The organism is Advenella kashmirensis W13003 (genome assembly GCF_000506985.1).
Lineage (GTDB): Bacteria > Pseudomonadota > Gammaproteobacteria > Burkholderiales > Burkholderiaceae_B > Advenella > Advenella kashmirensis_A.
Genome location: NZ_KI650980.1, coordinates 83,487 through 102,176, shown reverse-complemented (window position 1 = coordinate 102,176; position 18,690 = coordinate 83,487). Strand labels below are relative to the sequence as shown.

16 protein-coding genes are annotated in these 18,690 nt (G+C 52.4%); 6 read left to right on the top strand and 10 right to left on the bottom strand.

Features of this window, described 5'->3' with window-relative positions:
- Nucleotides 1–26: 26 nt before the first annotated feature.
- Nucleotides 27–953: a TauD/TfdA dioxygenase family protein gene (locus W822_RS35395; protein ID WP_051401738.1), complete on the bottom strand. Its 927-nt coding sequence runs from the start codon at nucleotides 951–953 to the stop codon at nucleotides 27–29.
- A gap of 165 nt (nucleotides 954–1,118) precedes the next feature.
- Here W822_RS35395 and W822_RS35390 point away from each other — a divergent pair, with 165 nt between their 5' ends.
- A complete protein-coding gene (locus W822_RS35390) occupies nucleotides 1,119–1,835 on the top strand; it encodes a GntR family transcriptional regulator (protein ID WP_024005391.1) in 717 nt (238 codons plus the stop codon).
- 114 nt (nucleotides 1,836–1,949) lie between these two features.
- Here W822_RS35390 and W822_RS35385 read toward each other — a convergent pair whose 3' ends face one another.
- From W822_RS35385 to W822_RS35375, 3 genes are all read right to left on the bottom strand, one after another.
- A complete protein-coding gene (locus W822_RS35385; RefSeq protein ID WP_051401737.1) occupies nucleotides 1,950–2,447 on the bottom strand; it encodes a MarR family winged helix-turn-helix transcriptional regulator in 498 nt (165 codons plus the stop codon).
- Between the two features lie 103 nt (nucleotides 2,448–2,550).
- A complete protein-coding gene (locus W822_RS35380; RefSeq protein WP_024005388.1) occupies nucleotides 2,551–3,738 on the bottom strand; it encodes a Gfo/Idh/MocA family protein in 1,188 nt (395 codons plus the stop codon).
- A 78-nt stretch (nucleotides 3,739–3,816) separates the two neighbouring features.
- Nucleotides 3,817–4,776, bottom strand: coding sequence for a PDR/VanB family oxidoreductase (locus W822_RS35375; RefSeq protein ID WP_031242819.1), 960 nt, complete (start codon nucleotides 4,774–4,776; stop codon nucleotides 3,817–3,819).
- A 183-nt stretch (nucleotides 4,777–4,959) separates the two neighbouring features.
- On the opposite strand from W822_RS35375, the gene W822_RS35370 reads away from it, so the two are divergent.
- From W822_RS35370 to W822_RS35360, 3 genes are read left to right on the top strand one after another with little or no spacing between them, the layout of a single operon-like run.
- Nucleotides 4,960–5,952: a Bug family tripartite tricarboxylate transporter substrate binding protein gene (locus tag W822_RS35370; RefSeq protein WP_031242818.1), complete on the top strand. Its 993-nt coding sequence runs from the start codon at nucleotides 4,960–4,962 to the stop codon at nucleotides 5,950–5,952.
- Between the two features lie 36 nt (nucleotides 5,953–5,988).
- Nucleotides 5,989–7,305, top strand: coding sequence for a Rieske 2Fe-2S domain-containing protein (locus W822_RS35365; RefSeq protein WP_024005385.1), 1,317 nt, complete (start codon nucleotides 5,989–5,991; stop codon nucleotides 7,303–7,305).
- A gap of 16 nt (nucleotides 7,306–7,321) precedes the next feature.
- Nucleotides 7,322–8,311 (top strand): substrate-binding domain-containing protein, encoded by a 990-nt coding sequence (locus W822_RS35360; RefSeq protein ID WP_024005384.1) that lies wholly within the window; start codon nucleotides 7,322–7,324, stop codon nucleotides 8,309–8,311.
- A gap of 73 nt (nucleotides 8,312–8,384) precedes the next feature.
- Here W822_RS35360 and W822_RS35355 read toward each other — a convergent pair whose 3' ends face one another.
- The 5 genes from W822_RS35355 to W822_RS35335 all read right to left on the bottom strand — a co-directional run bounded on the left by W822_RS35355 (nucleotide 8,385) and on the right by W822_RS35335 (nucleotide 15,424).
- Nucleotides 8,385–9,857: an aldehyde dehydrogenase family protein gene (locus W822_RS35355; RefSeq protein WP_024005383.1), complete on the bottom strand. Its 1,473-nt coding sequence runs from the start codon at nucleotides 9,855–9,857 to the stop codon at nucleotides 8,385–8,387.
- 42 nt (nucleotides 9,858–9,899) lie between these two features.
- Complete coding sequence (locus tag W822_RS35350) at nucleotides 9,900–11,684, bottom strand: thiamine pyrophosphate-binding protein (protein WP_024005382.1); 1,785 nt, start codon at nucleotides 11,682–11,684, stop codon at nucleotides 9,900–9,902.
- 85 nt (nucleotides 11,685–11,769) lie between these two features.
- The gene (locus W822_RS35345) at nucleotides 11,770–12,747 is read right to left on the bottom strand and encodes a Bug family tripartite tricarboxylate transporter substrate binding protein (RefSeq protein WP_024005381.1); all 978 of its coding nucleotides are present in this window, start codon (nucleotides 12,745–12,747) and stop codon (nucleotides 11,770–11,772) included.
- 165 nt (nucleotides 12,748–12,912) lie between these two features.
- Nucleotides 12,913–14,169: a citrate/2-methylcitrate synthase gene (locus W822_RS35340; RefSeq protein ID WP_024005380.1), complete on the bottom strand. Its 1,257-nt coding sequence runs from the start codon at nucleotides 14,167–14,169 to the stop codon at nucleotides 12,913–12,915.
- Nucleotides 14,159–15,424 (bottom strand): citrate/2-methylcitrate synthase, encoded by a 1,266-nt coding sequence (locus tag W822_RS35335; RefSeq protein WP_024005379.1) that lies wholly within the window; start codon nucleotides 15,422–15,424, stop codon nucleotides 14,159–14,161. Before W822_RS35335 ends, W822_RS35340 begins: the two co-directional genes overlap by 11 nt.
- 142 nt (nucleotides 15,425–15,566) lie before the next feature.
- Between W822_RS35335 and W822_RS35330 the strand changes: the two genes are divergently transcribed.
- A complete protein-coding gene (locus W822_RS35330; protein WP_155848145.1) occupies nucleotides 15,567–16,556 on the top strand; it encodes a Bug family tripartite tricarboxylate transporter substrate binding protein in 990 nt (329 codons plus the stop codon).
- A gap of 29 nt (nucleotides 16,557–16,585) precedes the next feature.
- Nucleotides 16,586–17,305 carry a class II aldolase/adducin family protein gene (locus tag W822_RS35325; RefSeq protein WP_034280340.1) on the top strand — a complete coding sequence of 240 codons (720 nt, stop codon included), beginning with the start codon at nucleotides 16,586–16,588 and terminating at the stop codon, nucleotides 17,303–17,305.
- Between the two features lie 10 nt (nucleotides 17,306–17,315).
- Here the strand turns inward: W822_RS35325 and W822_RS35320 are convergent, their stop codons facing one another.
- A complete protein-coding gene (locus tag W822_RS35320; RefSeq protein WP_031242813.1) occupies nucleotides 17,316–18,647 on the bottom strand; it encodes an FAD-dependent oxidoreductase in 1,332 nt (443 codons plus the stop codon).
- Between the last annotated feature and the right edge of the window lie 43 nt (nucleotides 18,648–18,690).

Genomic DNA, 18,690 nt, shown 5'->3' with positions numbered 1-18,690 from the left:
CAAATCTCTGCTCTTCAGACATGTATCTAGTCGTGAAGTGTAGAAAGCTCAACAGCCAATTTTTTATCGCCAGCCGTACGCTTTTGCTCAGCAACTGCATTTTCATCTTCATAACGACCAAAATAATCACCCATGGTGGACGTACGCAACATATGACGGATCTCAGAACGGTCAAAATCGCCTACAGCCAAATGTGTCAAACAACGGTTGTCCCACATAACAAGATCGCCTACCGACCAGCGGTGTCTGTAAATAAACTTTGGCGAAATAGAATGATCCGACAGATACTTAATCAACGGCGCGCTCTCGGCCTCGGTCATACCAACGAAGCAACGCGTACGAGGATTCACATAAAGTGCCTTGCGCTTTGACTCCGGATGTACACGTACGGCAGGGTGCACGACTGGTGGGTTCAGCCTCGCAAATTCTGCAACGATTTCCGGCGGACGCTTGGCAGTAATAAGATTAACGTCATGCACTGCCTCGATATTGTCTAAAAACTGTTGCAGCACTGGGGAGAGCGTGTCATAAGCATCGTACATATTGGCGAACATCGTATCTCCACCAACCAATGGCTTTTCCACACAATAGACTAGCGTTGCCTTGGCAGGCCGGGTGGTATAGGACAAGTCTGTATGCCAGTTTTGCCCGCCCGTAGAACCCGGAGGGATTTTCCCATCAATGGGCTTGTTTGAGAGCATGAAAATTTCATCGTATTCCGGATGGCGATTAAAAGGCTGGCTGGAAAAATTGTCTAGCTCGCCAAAATTTCGGCTAAAAGTCAATAACGTCTCGGGACCTAATTCTTGCTTTGGGAAAACAAGAACTTGATGCTCGGTCCAGGCGTCCCGAATAATGCGCAGTTGGTCTTCACTTAAAGGTTCAGATAAATCAACACCCGATACTTCCGCACCCAGCGAATAACCAACCTTTTTCACTGTAAGTTTTTTCATTAAAGTCTCCATAAACCAACAAAAAGCTGTAGCGGTAAACCGATAATATTCTGCTTTTTGTATTTTGTCGACAATTAATGTTGTAATAAAAATTGATAAACAAGTTCCGCATACCCCATTCGACACAGTAGAATGCAAACATGCGCAGGAAGAAGGAAAACCGTTATGAAATCCCAAGAAGCCTATTTTCAGAATGAAGCGATTCAAATTGGCCGTTATGCCAAAACATTGCCAGAACAGGTGGCGGAACATCTAATGAAAGCCATTCAGGAAGGTGTCATAGAGCCGGGAGAACGGATGAAGGAGGAAACCTATTCGGAGCGTTTCGCTGTCAGCCGTAGTACGATTCGCGAAGCAATGTCTATTCTGGAAAAACTGGGCGTTGTGGAGCGCATTCCGAGATATGGCGTTCGAGTGACCGCCTATGATCCGCGTGAAATCGAGCATATTTTTCTGATTCGAGCGCAATTATTAGGCTTGGCCGCAAGCCAAGTGGCGTCCCGATGCCCCCCAGAGGTTAAAGAACAACTGGAAGCAGGTGTAGATCGTCTCAAACAACTTGCTAACGATCGCAAAACAAAACCCGTGGATTACATGGAGATTTCGGTAAACATGCAGCGTATTTTAATGTCGGCCAGCGGAATCAAGCGGTTGCACACAATGTACGAAGCATTGAGCGATCAGGCATTGTGGCGTTTTGCTATTCGGGAAAAAGCTATCAGCTTTTTAACGCAGGAGCGACGCAAGCAATCTGCGGCCGATTGGGAGCGCGTAGTCTCTAATATTGTCGAAGGCGCTGCAGATCAGGCTGAAAATGCTGCGAAAGCATTGCTCCAAGCCTCTTACCAGGCCGTTAAAGAAGTTCTGCGTAAAAGGGAATAAGTCTTACAGATAAAGGCCTCCTACCCTATCGCCAAGCGGCCGCACCGGCTCGGCAAAACGCATCAGCGGCAGCACTTTCGTAATATGCGGACGCAAGACACCACAGGTATACATCTAAACACTTGTCAAACGCCCTAATTCACGTTTCGATGGCAGCCGCTTATTTTCTGTCAACAGCAAATTTTGTTCGTCGACAACAAGATTGCCGATGATTTTCAGCAGCACTTTGCGGGCAATCCTGACTTCTTCCGGATCTAGGCCGTCAATAGCGATGGCGTTGACTTCTTCAGCCAGCGGCAGCAATTTTTCTTTTAAAGCCTTCCCTGACTTAGTCAGGTAGACATAGACGTTTTTTTTGTTGTGCACCTTTTGCATCCGCTTGACATAGCCCAGGGATTCAATGGCGTTCATGGCCGACGACGTGGTGGGAGCAGTTACCCCTGCTATTTCGCTAAGCTCGCGTTGAGTCAGGCCGTCATGCTCCCACAATATTCGCAAAAACGACCAATGCCCAAATGCAATGGAATGCTCGATCAGCCTGATCTGCAGGGCTCGCTCCATGCCGCGCCGCGCATCTTGAACTAAATGCGCCAGGCGATCATCGGGGATCATATCACGCCAGCTTTTCTTGTCGAATGTAGTGCTTGGTTTGGATCTATTATCGGACAACTTGATATTACCTCAATAAATATTGGCGGCTATGACTCACGGCAGCTTAAGATGGTCGAACCTGGAACTGCATTTTTATATCGGTCCCGGTTTCGGCAGATTTTAATATAGCTAGGCAAACTTCTGTTGTGGCCCGCGCCCAGGCAGCGCCATGGGTCGGCGCAGCATTATCGCGAACGACATTCCACACTTCGTCGATCACTTCAGCACGAGGTACACGACTCTTTGGCGTGGGCAGAAGGTAGCGTTTTTCGTCGCTATATATTACCACTCCTTCGGGCGTCAGCCGCAGATCGGCGTTGGATGCCGACACGACCAAATGCCCGAAATGCTGATGAAAGCGGGCAGGATTTGCAGGTTTAAACTGGTAGTTTGCGCCTCCGTAGTTGCCAGCCGCCTTAAGTGTCGCTTCTGCCGCAGGCGAACTGATTTGCGCCAGCTTTTTTCGTGCCGCTCCGTAACCGGCAGCATTTTTTTCTATACCCATTTCGCCGATATTGCCCAGGAGTTCATCGCTATCGTAATGGCCATAGCCACTGTATGTAACGGAGGCGAATGCGCCATTATCGAAAGTCAGCAATGCGCTATATGCGCTTTCGGTCGGTCGGCCGGGATCCCATTGCCCTGTACAGGCTCGCACAGATTGAACCAATCCGCCTCCCAACAGACGGATAATATCAATTTGGTGTGCTGCCTGGCTAAAAACGACGCCACCGCCCAGACGGGTATCCAGCTCTTCGGGTCTGCGCGGGCGATATAAAAAATCGGTGTAATTCAATGAGTTCAGCATATGCACGGCGCCAAACTCTCCCGATTGCAATAGACGCCTGGCATGCAGGACAGGACCATTGAAACTATGGGAGTGACCCACAATCAACCCGACCGATGAGGCATCAATAGCGTTGACGATCGCAGTGCAATCCTCAATATCGATGGCTAATGGCTTTTCGACCAGTATATGCTTACCCGCGGCGGCTGCGATGCGTACATGCGCGGCGTGAAACTGATGAGGCGAAGCGATGTAAACAACCTCGACAGCCGGGTCTGCACATAGTTCGTCAATCGTTGAGTAGGCATTTGCATTGAAATCCTTACTGAACATTAACCGTGCAGACTCGCGAGGATCTGTTCCCGCGACAAGCCTGATACGTTCGTCCTGCGTAAACGTCGGCAGCATCAGTGTGAATGCCCGCCCCAGCCCTACGACGCCCAGCCCGATGGCATTTTTGCCCATATTGTTCTCTCCTGATAGTTTTTCGCCACTCATGCTCGAGCGAGGTAGCATAGATTCAACATGAATGACACGCGAAGGTTATAGATCCAAAACGAGATTGCCACTTTTGGCACGCGAGACACACACCATAATCTTGCATGTATGTTCGCTTTCGTCCAACACCATGTCCCGGTGATCCACATCGCCCGAAATGAGGCCTGTTTTACAGGTTCCGCAGGTCCCGCTTTCACAGGAACTGGGCACAATGACGCCGCTTTTGGCAAGCGCATCCAGAATGGTGGTTTTTTCATCCACCTGAACAGTCTTACCGCTCCTTTGCAAAATGACAGCAAAAGGTACATTGTTCTTTGCCTGTTTGGCTTCCACCCCGAAGCTTTCAAATACGACGCCTCCGGCGGGCCAATGCCCCGTCATATCTTTCACTTCTTCCATCAAAGCCCGCGGTCCGCAGCAATAAATTTGCGTATTGCCTGGATTTTCCAGCACCGGCCAAAGGTCGTAGCAGTTCTCAAGCTCGCCATCGTCGTGGTGGATAAGGACACGACCTTGCATCGTCGGAGCGCTCAACTTATCCAGGTACGCTGTGGATCGCGCGTTACGTGTCAAATAATAGAGCCGGAATGTTTCTACTCCGGTGCCGAGCAAGTACTGGATCATGGAGAAGATAGGCGTTATGCCGATTCCTCCCGCGATAAAAATATAGTTTTTCCTCTTGTCCGTTAGTTCAAACGCATTTTCAGGCAGCGACACGCTCAGTTGCATCCCCTGCACCACGTCGTCCGCCATGCTGACTGATCCTCCCCGGCCATGCTCATCCCTTTTTACAGCAATGACATAACGATCCGACTCTAACGGACTATTACTTAGTGAATATTTGTTGACTATTCCCGATGGCGTTCTCACTGAAATATGGGATCCTGGAGTAAACGCAGGTAGCGGCTGATTTTCAGAATCGCGCAATTCAAATTCAAAAATCCCATTAGCGATTTCTTGCTTGCCGGCAACGTACAACTTCAACGTGAGTTCATGTGTGCTCATGATTGTCCTATCACAATTTATGAATACTGCTTTGATTTTCAGAAAAAAGAGATTGCAATAATATTAGATATCTAATAATATTTTGGCAAGCAATAATTGTTAGATGACTAACTTAAATGATTTATATCCATGATTAATCAGCTTCAACGGCTGCATTTAAGTTAAATTAAAGGAGGCAATACAATGTATTTCAAAATATTTAATTCGCTTTTTCGGTCCTGTATCGGCATTGCAGCGGGTAGCCTGGCGATGGGTTTGTCCGCTTCCAGCGTCGCTGCGGAATATCCCGTCAGGCCAATCACGTTTGTTGTACCGTACTCCCCTGGCGGCTTACCTGATACGGTTGCCCGCCTGGTCGCCGAAGCGTTGGGCAAGAAACTAAATCAATCAGTTGTGGTGGAAAACAAGCCCGGGGCCAATGGCGTGGTCGCTGCCAATACAATCAAAAACAACCCCGCCGACGGTTATACCTTCCTGGTCACGGACGGATCGATGATTTCCATCAATCCACATATCTACAAAAATCTTTCTTATGATCCGTTCAAAGACTTTGTACCTGTATCTTTGATCGCGACATCCCCCCTGTTTTTGGCGGTACATAGCTCGCTGAACGTCACGACGCTTCAACAGTTCATAGATCTGGTCAAAGCCAATCCGAATAAATACAGTTATGGCTCATCCGGCGTCGGAAGTACCCACCATTTAGCCATGGAGGCGTTGAAGTCAGAGCTGGGTCTGAATTTGACCCATGTTCCGTACCGTGGATCCAGCCAGTCTATTCCGGCATTAGTCGGTAACCAGATTCAGGTCGCATTTGCTGCTCTGCCTTCCCTCAAAGGGTATGTTGAACAGGGCAAAGTCAGAATCCTGGCATCCAACTCGTTACATAGAAGCGAACTGGACAAAGACATTCCTACCATTTCCGAGGTGGTTCCAAATTACGGCTTCGCGGTCTCCGTGGGCATTCTTGCCCGCACAGGCAGCCCTGAATCCGTTGTCCGGAAAATCGGCTCGGCTGTTGCTGAGATTGCCAAAGTACCGGCATTTAAACAGCACATGGCCACGCTGGGAATTGAAGCAGTGGGCGGCGACGCGAAGGCGTACGGCGCCAATACCAGAGAAGAATCCGATCGTTATTTAAAGGCGATTGAACATGCAAAAATCTCCATTGATTAGCAAATGTAATTTTTGGATTTAACAGAGGTTTATATTATGCTTAGCTCAGAAGACAATGATTTGTTATGCCGCGTCGTCGGGGATGCGCCAATGGGGCAGTTAATGCGACGCCATTGGACTCCCGTCTGTTTAATTGAAGAAGTCAGCGACCCCGACGGCGCACCGGTCAAGGCGCGTTTATTTGGAGAAGATCTGGTTGTCTTTCGCGATACGCAAGGTCAGGTCGGGGTTATGGATGAGTACTGCCCACATCGGCGGGCATCGTTAGTGTTTGGCCGTAACGAAGAAGGCGGATTGCGCTGCCTGTATCATGGCTGGAAAATGAATACAAAGGGGCAGGTGCTGGAAATGGTCTCCGAACCTCCTTCCAGCTGCTTTAAAGATAAGGTAAAACACCTGGCCTATCCGACAAAAGAATGGGGAGGATTTGTCTGGGCATATATGGGACCGATTGAGACCATGCCGGACTTCAGGCCGCCGGTCTGGGCCCCGAACGAAAACGTCACGGTCACGATCGCCAAGGCGATTATTCCATGCAACTGGGCCCAGATTTTAGAGGGAGCGATTGACTCGGCGCATAGCTCAAGCCTGCATTCGTCCGACATGGTTCCCGCGCGAGTCGATAGCGCCAAGGCAACGGACAAAACCTGGTTGCGTCCTTCAACAGATAAAGCCCCTCGCCTTCAAATTGACAATACACCTTACGGATTCAGATACGCAGCCCTGCGCCGGCCCATTACAAACTCGATGGCGAATGACTATGTTCGTTCCACGGTATTCGTGGCTCCTTCCACCGCATTAATTCCGCCCAATAATCTTTATAACGTGGCGAACATCAATGTGCCTGTGGATGACACCACGACCGCATTCTACTTCATCGCCTGGGGGCATCCTGCGACGACACCGGATACAGAGTCCTGGAGGTCGTTTCTGGGGCAGCGCGTAGGCGTTGACCTGGATGAAAATTACGTACCACTGCGCAACCGGGAAAACAAATTCTGGCAGAACCGCGACGCAATGAAAGCCGGCAATTTCACAGGAATTACCGGCTTTCCGAATCAGGACATCGCCATGTGGGTCACGATGGGGCCGATTGCCAACCGGGCCGAGGAACGCCTTGGCGCCAGCGACCTGGCAATTGTGGAATTTCGCCGGCGTATGCTGGAAGCTGTCAAGGCCTTTCAGGCAGGGCAACCGGCTATCGGGACCGGGGATACCTGCATAACACCCGAGGTGTGTGCGTTTCAGGCCATTATTCCGAAAACGGCAGACTGGAAAACTGTCGACATCAAATATGTGTGGGACGAACACGAGCCCGCTCTTGAGCCTTCCTACAACGTAGACAACCGCTAATTAAAAGGAATATATTTTGAACAAATTACAATTATCCGTAGCCGTTGGTGATTATGACCGTACCCGCGCCCTGCTGGATGGAAAAGTACAAATTGATGGTGTTGACCCTGTTTATATGACATTGGCGCCGGAAGAAATGTTTTTCAGGGCCTTCAGAAACGCGGAGTTCGACATCACGGAAATGTCGTTTTCCAGTTATCTGGTCAAAGCATCGCAGGGGCAAAACGAGTATGTCGCTGTGCCGGTGTTCTTGTCGCGCGCCTTTCGACACACATCCATATATGTACGCACTGACAAAATCAAGCGCCCCGAGGACTTGAAAGGCTGTCGTATCGGTTTGCCCGAATACCAGCTGACTGCCAATGTCTGGGCTCGCGCGTTGCTTCAGGACGACTATGGCGTAAAACCGTCGGACGTGATTTGGGTGCGCGGGGGGATCGACGAACCCGGCCGGCCCGAAAAAATCAAGCTTGCACTGCCATCCGATATTCGACTTGAAAATGCACCGGACGGAGTAACAATTTCGGACATGCTGGACCGTGGCGAGATAGAGGGATTTATCGGACCGCGACCTCCTGGCGGCGCGGCAAGACACAACCCCAATGTAGGCTGGCTGTTTCCAGACCCAACGATAGTAGCAAAAGACTACTATAAGCGTTCCGGCGTTTTTCCGATCATGCATGTTGTCGGCGTACGCAAGCGACTTGCCGAGCAACACCCCTGGTTGCCGGCAGCCGTTCTTAAAGCCTTCGAGAGTTCCAAGGCTTACGCGCTGGATAAACTGGCCGATACGTCGGCAACCAAAGTCACCCTGCCCTTTGTAGAGGAACAGTTAAAAGCAGCCAGGCAATTAATGGGCGAGGACTACTGGTCATATGGTGTGTCACCCAACCGCTCAACGCTGGAAACATTTGTACGTCACCACCATAGCCAGGGTTTGTCCAAGCGCCTGATGGGGGTAGATGAACTGTTTCATCCGGCAACCTATGAAACCATGAAGATATAGTGCCATCGCAGAGAACCTGTGTGAAGTTGCCCGGGGCCCAGTCCCGGATATACAAAGACTGGGCCGATATTAATCAACCGAACTTCAGATTCACATTCTTCGTGTAAGTAAACTCCAGCAACTCGGCAAAGCACTCTTCGCGTCCAATGCCCGATTGTTTCACACCACCGAACGGCGCTCCCATGAAGTGCTGACTGGAATTGTTGATCCAGACATAGCCGGTATTAAGCCGTCTGGCTGCACGGTGTGCTGTGTTGAGGTCCTTCGTCCAGACCGAGCCGGTAAGGCCAAAATCCACGCCGTTCACCTGTTCGAATAATGTATTTTCATTTTCCCATTTAAAAACGGACATGACGGGTCCGAAAACCTCTTCCCGGGCCAGACGCATATGTGGCTGCATGTCAGCAAAGACCGTGGCCTCATAGAAGAAGCCATCTTTCAGTGATGGATCGGCTGGCCGTTTACCCCCACACACCAGCCGTCCCCCCTCTTCCTGGCCAACCCCGACATAGCGTTCCACCTTTTCAAGCTGCGCCCGACTCACGAGTGATCCCATTGTGGTCGCCGGATCAGTTGGAATACCCGGCTTGTGCCGCCGAGGCAGCAGATCAACCACTTTCTTCAAAACCTGATCATGAATGGATTCATGCAAAAAAACCCTGCTCGTGGACCCGCAACTCTGCCCTGACCAGGTAAAATTCATGCCGCCAATAATACCGTCGACCAGGCGCTCTATATCGGCATCGGGATAAGCAATGAGCGCATTTTTTCCACCCAGCTCGAGCAACACGGGTTTCAGGCCATCAGAGGCGCTGCGCATGACGGCCTTACCTGTGGGCACACCGCCAATCAAGGTAATTTTCCTCACAAGTGGATGTTTCCCCATCGCCTCGCCGCATTCGCTCCCACCACATAGAAAGGCGACCACCCCTGGCGGAAATACATCACCGATAAGCTCCGCAAGTCGCAGAATGGACAGGGGCGCCTGATCCGGCGCTTTCACAACGACGGTATTACCCGCAGCCAATGGTGCCGCCAGGCGCGCGGCCGCGAACATTAATGGATGGTTGTACGCAACGATGCGGGCGATCACGCCTAGCGGCTCCTGCAGCGTGTAGTTCAGATTGCCATCGCCCATAGGGATGGTTTCGCCTTTTATTTCCGTCGCCAGGCCAGCAAAGTACTCCAGACAGTCGGCGGCAAACACAGCGTCATTCGCCAGAGCGGAAACCGGATTGCCATTATTCAACGCATCCAGCTGCGCAAGCGGCATGGCATGTTTGCGCAACACGGCAGCGGCCTCACGAAGAAACCGGCCGCGCGCTGCGGGCAGGGTCGATGCCCAGCCGGGAAAGGCTTTGTGCGCTGCCTGGACTGCGGCATCAACATCACCCGTGTCGGCGACTGGCGCGCTTGCAATGGGCTCATTGTAGCTTGGGTTAATGGTTTCGGCATACATGCCTGCTAAAGGTTCGTGCCAGGCGCCGCCGTAGTAAAGGCCACGCTGCCGAGGCAGGATACCATCAGGGATTTCATGGGTTCGCATTTGACATTTCCTTGGATATGGATAAGTAGATAACCGAGGCGGCTAGTCGTCCGAACGGGTCAGGCCCGCGGTCATTGACGGGCTGTATCCGGCTTGCACCACCACGTCGATCACGACCATGGACCCGTTTTTGACGGCCGCGATTGCACCCGGAAGCAGCTGCGCGAACTCGCCGGCATCTTCGATCGGTCCAAATGCCGTCCAGCCCTGCGCCCGCGCCATTGATGCCAGATCTGGGGCAGGATTGGTAATACGTTGACCTATCCAGCGATTTTCCGTGGGGCGATTGCGTTGGCCGGCAACGCGTTCCTGATGAACTTCATCGTTGAAGAAAGAACGGTTGTTGCATACGATCATGAGCATGGGAATTTGCGCATTCGCCGCAGTCCAGAGCGCATTGACACCCATCAGATAATCGCCGTCGCCGATTACTGCCACAGGCAGGCGATCAGTGCCTTTTAGCGCCAACGCCGACCCGATTGCCATGCCCGGCCCGGAACCGATGCCGCCACCGCCGTCATATCCAAGGAAATCAAGCGGATGCCGGAAGTCCCACAGATCACCGCTCCAGCTCAGCGGAAGACGCATCAGGCAGGTCTTCTGTCCGCCGATAGCGCGCCGCAAAACACCAGCCAATATGGGAACCGTCAACGCTCCGTGCGCCGGCACATCCATAGCCGGCTTCGGCAGACGGTTTTGCACCCTGGAGGAACGAGGCTTGACATGCAGATTAAGCAACTCGACTGCCGGCTCCGGCTCGCTCAGCAGAAAGAGGTCAACCGGCGGCAGGCCTTGATGATCCATGCTCCAGCCGTTATGACTATAGTGATCTACCGAAACCTGGATGATCGTGCTGCCGACCACCTCACCTTCCCAGGCTTGCTTCAGCGTGCCTGCCAAATCCAGCCAATCAAGGCTCAGCACCACGTCGGCACTGCGCAGGACCTGCTTTGCCGCGGGATTCAGGAAATGCCCTGCCGGCGCCGCATGCAGCGCATGGTCGGTCGGAAACGCACACCCTACTTTCAGATCAGTCAGCACTTCAGCGTTCAATGTTTCAGCCAGTTGGATGCGCTGACGCCATCCCATCTCATCCCGGCTGACCCGACCCGCCAGGATAACGGGTCGCTGCGCTTTCGAGAGCAGTGCTGCGGCCTGAAGAATCAACTTGTCGGCGGGTCGTGCCGAAGGTGGCGCGCGGTAGCGTGACAGCTCGGGCATGAAAGCCTTCTCTGTTAACCTGGACTCCTGAAGCGCGGCGTCAAAACAAATATATACAGGCCCTTGCGGCGCAGTGGTCGCAATTTGGTTTGCACGTAGCATGGCTTCCTGTGCAGCACCGATAGATGCGGGTTGCGCATCCCACTTGATGAAATGGCGCACCAGCGCGGCCTGGTCCTGTGCGGTATGAATCCAGTCAATCCAGGGCCGGCGCTTGGCTGCGTCGACCGGGCCCGTCGCTCCAAGTACGATGACCGGTACCCTATCCACCCACGCATCGAATATGGCCATCGAGCCGTGCATTAATCCGACGTTGCTATGCAGAATTGCTGCCAGCGGCCTGCCCGCCACTTTGGCGTAGCCATGAGCGATTGCCACAGCATGCTCTTCATGTAGCACGACAATCATTTGCGGCCTTTCGTTGCCAAGATGATTGACGATGCTATCGTGCAGTCCGCGAAAACTTGCGCCGGGATTCAACAACACGTAGGGAATATCCATGGCCCGCAGAGTATCTGCAATCGCGTCACTGCACCAGGCGGTTTTATCCGCCGGGGAGGACAAAGGAATATCGCGACGCACCGAGGCGACGGAAGAAGCTGTCATTGATTTCTCCAAAACAAGAATAATTGAAATAGGCAGCTGGCAACTACCAGCTGTAAACAGATGTTGAAACGGTGATGCGCGTGTACTAAGGCTTGATTTTTGCGTCCTTGACGACCGCAGCCCAGCGCTTCTGATCATCCGCGATCAGTTTGTTAAAATCGGCTGCAGTACTGCTCTCGGACATAATTCCCTGTTCAGCCAATGTCTTGCGGACATCGGGCAAGTCCAGGGCCTTGCGCAATTCGGCATTAAGTTTGTTTATCACCGATGAAGGCGTCTTGGCCGGCGCCACCATACCTATCCAGATGTCGCTTTCAAAGCCAGGAACCGTCTCGCCGATCGTGGGCACGTCCGGCAATAATTCAACCCGCTTTAACCCGGTTGTTCCCAGGGCTCGCAGCTTGCCGCTGCCGATGTGCGGCAGCGCCGAGTTAAGTGGACAGAACATCATGTCGACCCTGCCGGCAACCACATCAACCAGTGCAGGGACCGACCCCTTATATGGAATGTGCGTCAAGGTCACACCTGTCATCGACTGGAACACCTCTGCTGCCATATGTTGAGGGCTGCCCGAGCCCGCAGAAGCGTAGGTCAACTCTGCAGGCCGGGACTTGGCCAGTGCAATGAGTTCACTAACAGATGCGGCGGATACGCTTGGCGAGTCGACGAGCACCATTGGAACACGGCCCAGCATGCTGATACCTTGTATATCTTTCAGCACATCATAAGGAAGATCCGGATACAGCACCGGATTGACCGCAACGGTCTGATTCGGCGCAATTGCAATTGTGTAGCCGTCGGGCTTGGATTTGGCCAGATCGTTCGTGGCAATGTTGCCCGCTGCCCCCGGTCGGTTCTCTACCACCACGGGCTGACCAAATGCTTCGGACATTTTCTGACCCAGGAGCCTGGCCAGAACATCATTGGATCCGCCTGGTGGCAACGGGACGATTATCTGGATTGGCCTGGCTGGAAATTCTTGCGCATACGCCAGTTCAGGAAGAGTGACAACGGCGGTAGTAGAACAAAGTAGTTTGAGCACTGTACGGCGGTCGTATTTCATTTTTGTCTCCGTTATTTTTTATGGCCAGCCCATTCTACGGAGAACTTTTTACCTCTTCAATCACGAATATTCAATCGACGTGTGTAGAAAAAGCGACATCATGAGTCAGCTTCGGACGCTTCGTGCCCGGTTGGTACGGCGCCTTTTTTTCACTGTATTGGAAACCTAAGCATTGTTGAACTTCGCTCTTGGCCGAAGCAGCATACTCGAAAGTCTTTGTTCCTGCACGTGGGCTACCCACCCGGCAATTCGTGAAAGTACAAATAGCGCGGCCGGCGTTTGCGGCGGCAACGACATCGACCGCGTGAGTGCGACAATGGCAAGTTCGTGACGTGGATGACTTTGATGTTCTGTATTCATAAATTCGGAAAACAGACATACTCTGTCGATTTCTTTATAGCCTTTCCTGAGTCGCCGAAGCAGGTCCATTAAATAGCGTCCGCGCGGATCTCCGCGCGGGTAGAGCGGGTGATTGAACCCCGGTACCACTACCCCTCTGTTTTGTAAAAGATTGGCGCTTTCGATCATTTTTTTTACGGTTCTGTTTCTCGCCAGAAAAATATCCACCTGTTCATATAGTCTGCCGATTCTGCCCCCTGAACTAGTGCAAATTGCAGACGCAATACAGCTATGCAGCGTGCAGCCGCTGGACGCTGCTACCCGGGTAGCAAACGTGCCCGGCGATAACTCATGATCCGCCAGAATGACCAGGATAGATTGAAATATTTCATAATTTTCGGCGGTATCCTCCAGACCTAAGGCCTGAATTAAGCCTGCCGCAATTGACTGGCCTTCGCGCAAGGGAATGTATCTGCGCTTTGGAGTCATATATCCAAAGCATCCCGTAAGTATTTGGATTATTTCCCGCCCGGCGGATATGGTGTTTTCGCCAGGAAGGCGTTCTGAAGTCGAACCGCCTAACAAACCTAAATGTAATGTGATAGACGCCATCACTTCCAGAAATTCATTACTGATTTCGGTTTCTATTAATTCTGTCAACGCGATAATGTTTTGATGATTTCTTGTGCCGGGCCAGGCAGAATGACTTGCGGTACTGATCCCGGTCCACAAAAGATCTGCCACTGTTTCGAAAGAAGCGCCTGACTGTGCGAGTTCAATCACGTTCTTCCCTCGATATTTGGGGCCATCCGGGGTAATTTCAGTGATTGACGTCGGGATAATGGGTTCGCCCCAGTTCATGGCCGAGGCGGCTGATGGGCCATGGCCATTGCGGGCTGTCGAACGGGCAAGCAATCGCTCCAGGTCTTCTTTCAAGTAAAGCTTTGTTTTCAGACCAGGCTGAGGGATGCTTCTGATAAGCCCGCGGCTTACATAGGTGTAAAGTGTTTCCGCTCGGATTTTCAGCAGCGATATTGCTTCTTCTGCCGTTGCGTAGTCTAAATGCATATCGTCATCCGACATATCTCGCCCTGGGACGGATAAGAAAAGCGGCCATGCGCTGCTCCTGCACATGCGCAACCAGGCCGGCAATCCGCCCGAGAAAGAACAATGTGCTGCCACAGCGCGGAGGAAGCCCCAATGCCAATTGCAGGGCAACCAGACCGGCAGGAAACGACGGCATAAGGTGGCAGTCCCTCGCAACTTCTTCCAGCGTTTCGAGCAAAGCATGCGCGTTCGCCGGAATCGCCGGCAACGAACGTGCATACTCGATCAAGACCTGAGCCCTCACATCGCCCGCGGGATACATCGGATGGTTGAATCCGCCCAACTGCCGCCCTTGCTTATAAGCGCGCAGCACGTTCTCCTTAAGATCAGCCTTTGTTTTACAGATTAATACCAATTCTTCGATACCATTACCCCTGTTCCCTGTCAGGGGGCCGTCAAAAGTAACCAGCCCGGTCATAACGCAGGCATTCAGGTTAGCGCCGGTTGAAGCTGCGACCCGGGTCGTGAACGTGGGTACTGCGAGTTCATGATCGGCAGCCAGCGTCAATGCAGCGTTCAGTCCGCGCCGTATTCTGTCTTCTGCACTCAAGTCCATCGCCCGCATCAGAAGATCAGCCACTGCCTCATCGGAATTGGCCAGAACTAACGGTTTGCCGCACAACATGCCAAATGCGCCGGCAACCACATGTATGATCTGACGCCCGGCGGCGAGCATGGAGCCCAGGGCAAACTCCGGATTACCCTCCTGTGTTTCAGATAGAAACTGCACCAGTATTGCCAATCTGCCCTGTATCAAATCTACTGATGTTTTTTGGAAATAAGGGCGGGCAAGTCTAATAAATTCCAGCCCGGGACGATTGCTGGGCCAGGATGCAGTCTTTTCATTCCAGAGCCCGCTCCAAAGCAAATCTGCAGTAGCCTCGAAGGCGCACTCCATTCGCGCAAGCTCCGTCGCCAGCATGCCGCGGTAGCGTGGTCCGAACGGTGTCAACTCCGTAATGGCAGAGTTGATGACCGGCTCCCCCCAGCGCAGCGCCGCTGCGGCGTTGGGGCCGTGGCCGGCTCTGGCCTGGCTTCGCGCCTGCAGCTTTTCGACATCTTCCCGTACATAAAGCTTCACTCGCGTGCCTTGCTGTCCGATCGTGCGTACCCAGCCCCGACTGACATATGCGTATAGAGTCTGTGGCTTGATATCAAGTATGCCTATCACCTCTTTGGCTGTCAGATAGCTTTGTTTTCCGATGTCTGTTGGAGATTCTTCTTTTTCCATAGTCTCTGTTTGCAATGCGCAAAAAACTTCGATGGTTGGAAAGTGGCATATTGAACATTGAAAGTTGAATCAAGATTGATCAACTTACAAGCTACGAGTAATCTTTACTGAAATTAAAGTATAAGTCAATGTGGAGATGACAATGATCAGTAGAAAATGCGTTCTTAAGCTCAGTGCGCCGGCACTTATCTGCACTCTGGCACTGGTTTCTGCGAGCAGTTACGCGCAAACCTTTCCCGACAAGCCCATCACTATTGTCGTTCCCTTCTCTGCTGGTGGCGGTGCGGATCTGGTCGCGCGGATGCTGGGAAAAGAACTATCCAAAAATCTGGACCATGCTCCGATAGTGATAGAAAACAAAGCGGGCGCCTCCGGCAACATCGGAGCCAGCTACGTTTCCCGCTCAAAACCCGACGGCTATACGCTGCTGCTGACCAATAGCACTCTGACAATCAATGCCAGTGTGGGCCTGACAAAAGGGCTGGACATCAAGAAAGAACTTAGTCCTGTAGCGAACCTCGTGTCGACTCCTATCGCGCTCGCAGTCAACAGTAAAATGCCCGTCAACAACGTTGATGAGTTAGTGGCCTATGCAAGAAAAAATCAGGACAAGCTCAGCTATTCGTCTTGCGGCACCGGCACCCCACAGCATTTTGCCGGAGCCAAATTTAACTTGCTGACAAAGCTTGATATCGTGCATGTGCCTTACAAAGGATGCGCGCCCGCCGTGAATGACGGTGTAGGCAATCAGGTCCCCATTCTCTTTAGCACCATTCCCAATGCAGGTCCTCATGTACAAGAGGGAACGTTGCGCATGCTGGGCATTGCCTCAAAAAACCGCCTGTCTTTTATGCCGGATGTTCCGTCCATATCGGAAACAGAACCTTTCGGTGATATGGATATCAGCGTTTGGTTCGGACTGTTTGCACCGTCTGGCGTTCCCCTGGCGATCCAGAAAAAAATCGAGGCTGCCGTCCTGCTGACCATGAAAGAACCGTCATTGCAAAATGATTTTAAAAGCCGCTTTTATGAAATCGACATTAGGGACTCGAAAAATATGAGTCAGCTTGTAGACCACGATCTGGCCACATACAAGAAACTCGCCCAACAATCCAATATCACACTCAATTAAGCAGAACGACAATCTAAGGAAATGTACTTATGAGCAACGAGTTGAAATTCGACAAATTCGACCTGGTCCTGGCCAATCGGATTCTGGCACAGCATGGCGTCCTGGATGGTTTTGGACACGTCAGCATGCGCAATCCCGACCATTCCGAACATTACTTTCTATCGCGCTCACTGGCTCCGGAACTGGTCACTCAAGACGACATCATCGAGTTCAATCTTGACTCGGAGCCCCTTCATGGAGATACCAGGAGGCTCTACCTGGAACGCTACATTCACGGCGAAATCTATAAACAGCGCCCTGACGTTCAGGCCATCGTTCATAGTCATTCCCCTTCTGTCATACCGTTCGCAGCATCCAGCGTACGCCTGCGCCCCATTTATCACATGGCAGGATTTCTGACGGGTGGCGCACCCATATTCGATATCAGGAAAATGTTCGGCAACACCGATTTACTGGTGACGTGCTGCGATCACGGCGCGGAGCTATCCAGGATCCTCGGGGACGCCAATATCTCTCTAATGCGGGGACATGGCTTTGTTGCGGTCGGCAGCAGCCTGGCGGTAGCCGTTTATCGTGCCATCTATACGGAATTGAATGCATCGTTGCAAGAGAAAGCGATTAACCTGGGCGGCGAAATTATTTATTTGGAAGATGAGGAAGGAGAGAAGGCGGATGCCTCTATTTGTGGTGTTATGCATCGCCCCTGGGAGTTATGGAAACAAAAAGTAGAAGAACGACTAGACCAATAGATTCTACTTCTCAAGGCCTCAAGAGCCCACCGTCTTCCACCAGAGCCCGCTGCAGACGTCCCACATCCAGTTCCTGCATCGGCGTGTTGCCCGCTAGCGCAGCGGCTGTGCCCGCAGCCTGCCCCATCACGAAACAACCACCGCTGGCCCGTGCTGCGGATTGACCTTCGTGGGTCATCGAAGCACATCTGCCGGCAATCAGCAAATTTTGTACATGAACAGGAACAAGCATCCGCCATGGCAGATCATTATAGGCTCTGTCAGGATCAGATGGAAATCCCCACGAGATGCCGCCAGACCGATGCAACTCCATTGGCCAGGCATTGATGCCGATCGTATCGTCAAATGTCCCGGAATTCAAAATATCATCCCCTGTCAATGCGTAAAGTCCTTGAACGCGGCGTGTCTCACGAATACCGATCTGTGGCGCAATCTCTACAATGCGGGCTTCCGAGAACCCGGGGACTTGCTCGCGCAGAAACTGGAAGTATTCGATAATCTGACGCCGCCCTTCCACTTCGCCGGCACTCAACTCGGTCGCGTCCACTGCGTTCATTGCGTTACCATCGGCATTGGCGATTTGCGTGACGTTCGCTCTCCATTCCGACGAATGAATCTGCGGTCTCAAAATTGCTCCGTCCCTTGGGAACCGATACCGGCCGGGGTGCTCACGTTGCACACGCTCCATAACATCATTGATCGCCCTGAACTCGCCTACCGCCGGAAGTGCTTTCGATGCGTCGACGTGACCGACGCGGAACATCGTCGTTGGAAACAGTCCGCTGCCATGACCGTCCCCCACCTCATAGGGGACACCTGCAAAGACTGCGACGTCGGCATCGCCCGAGCAATCGATAAAGACGTTCGCTCGGATCGCCTGGCGACCCGATTTTGTTTCCACGATCAGTGCCGTCACGCGCGAGCCATCCATGAGCACCGAGCAGGCGCGAGCGTGAAACAACAAATTGACCCCCTCGGCCAGCATCCATTGATCAGCTGCGCACTTATAAACCGACGTATCATAAGAACGAACTCGAATACGTCCCTGCATGCCGTCTTGAGGTTCATTCAACCCATCCAGGGCCCCAATACGTGCAAGCAGCTCGTCGGCGGCACCGCGCACCAGCTGTCGCATCTCGCCCTGATGTCGTCCATACAAGCCTGCAAAATTCGTTACCCCTCCCGCAGTTCCCATACCGCCCAGAAAACCATAGGCTTCCACAAGCAAGGTGCTGGCGCCACGACGGGAAGCGCTGGCCGCGGCCGCCAGTCCTGCAGGGCCGCCGCCGATGACGACCACGTCATATTCGCCTCGAATCGGCAAGTGACGTGCCGGCTCCATGAGCGTCGGCTGCGAAGAAATCGTATTGTGCGCTATTTTTGTC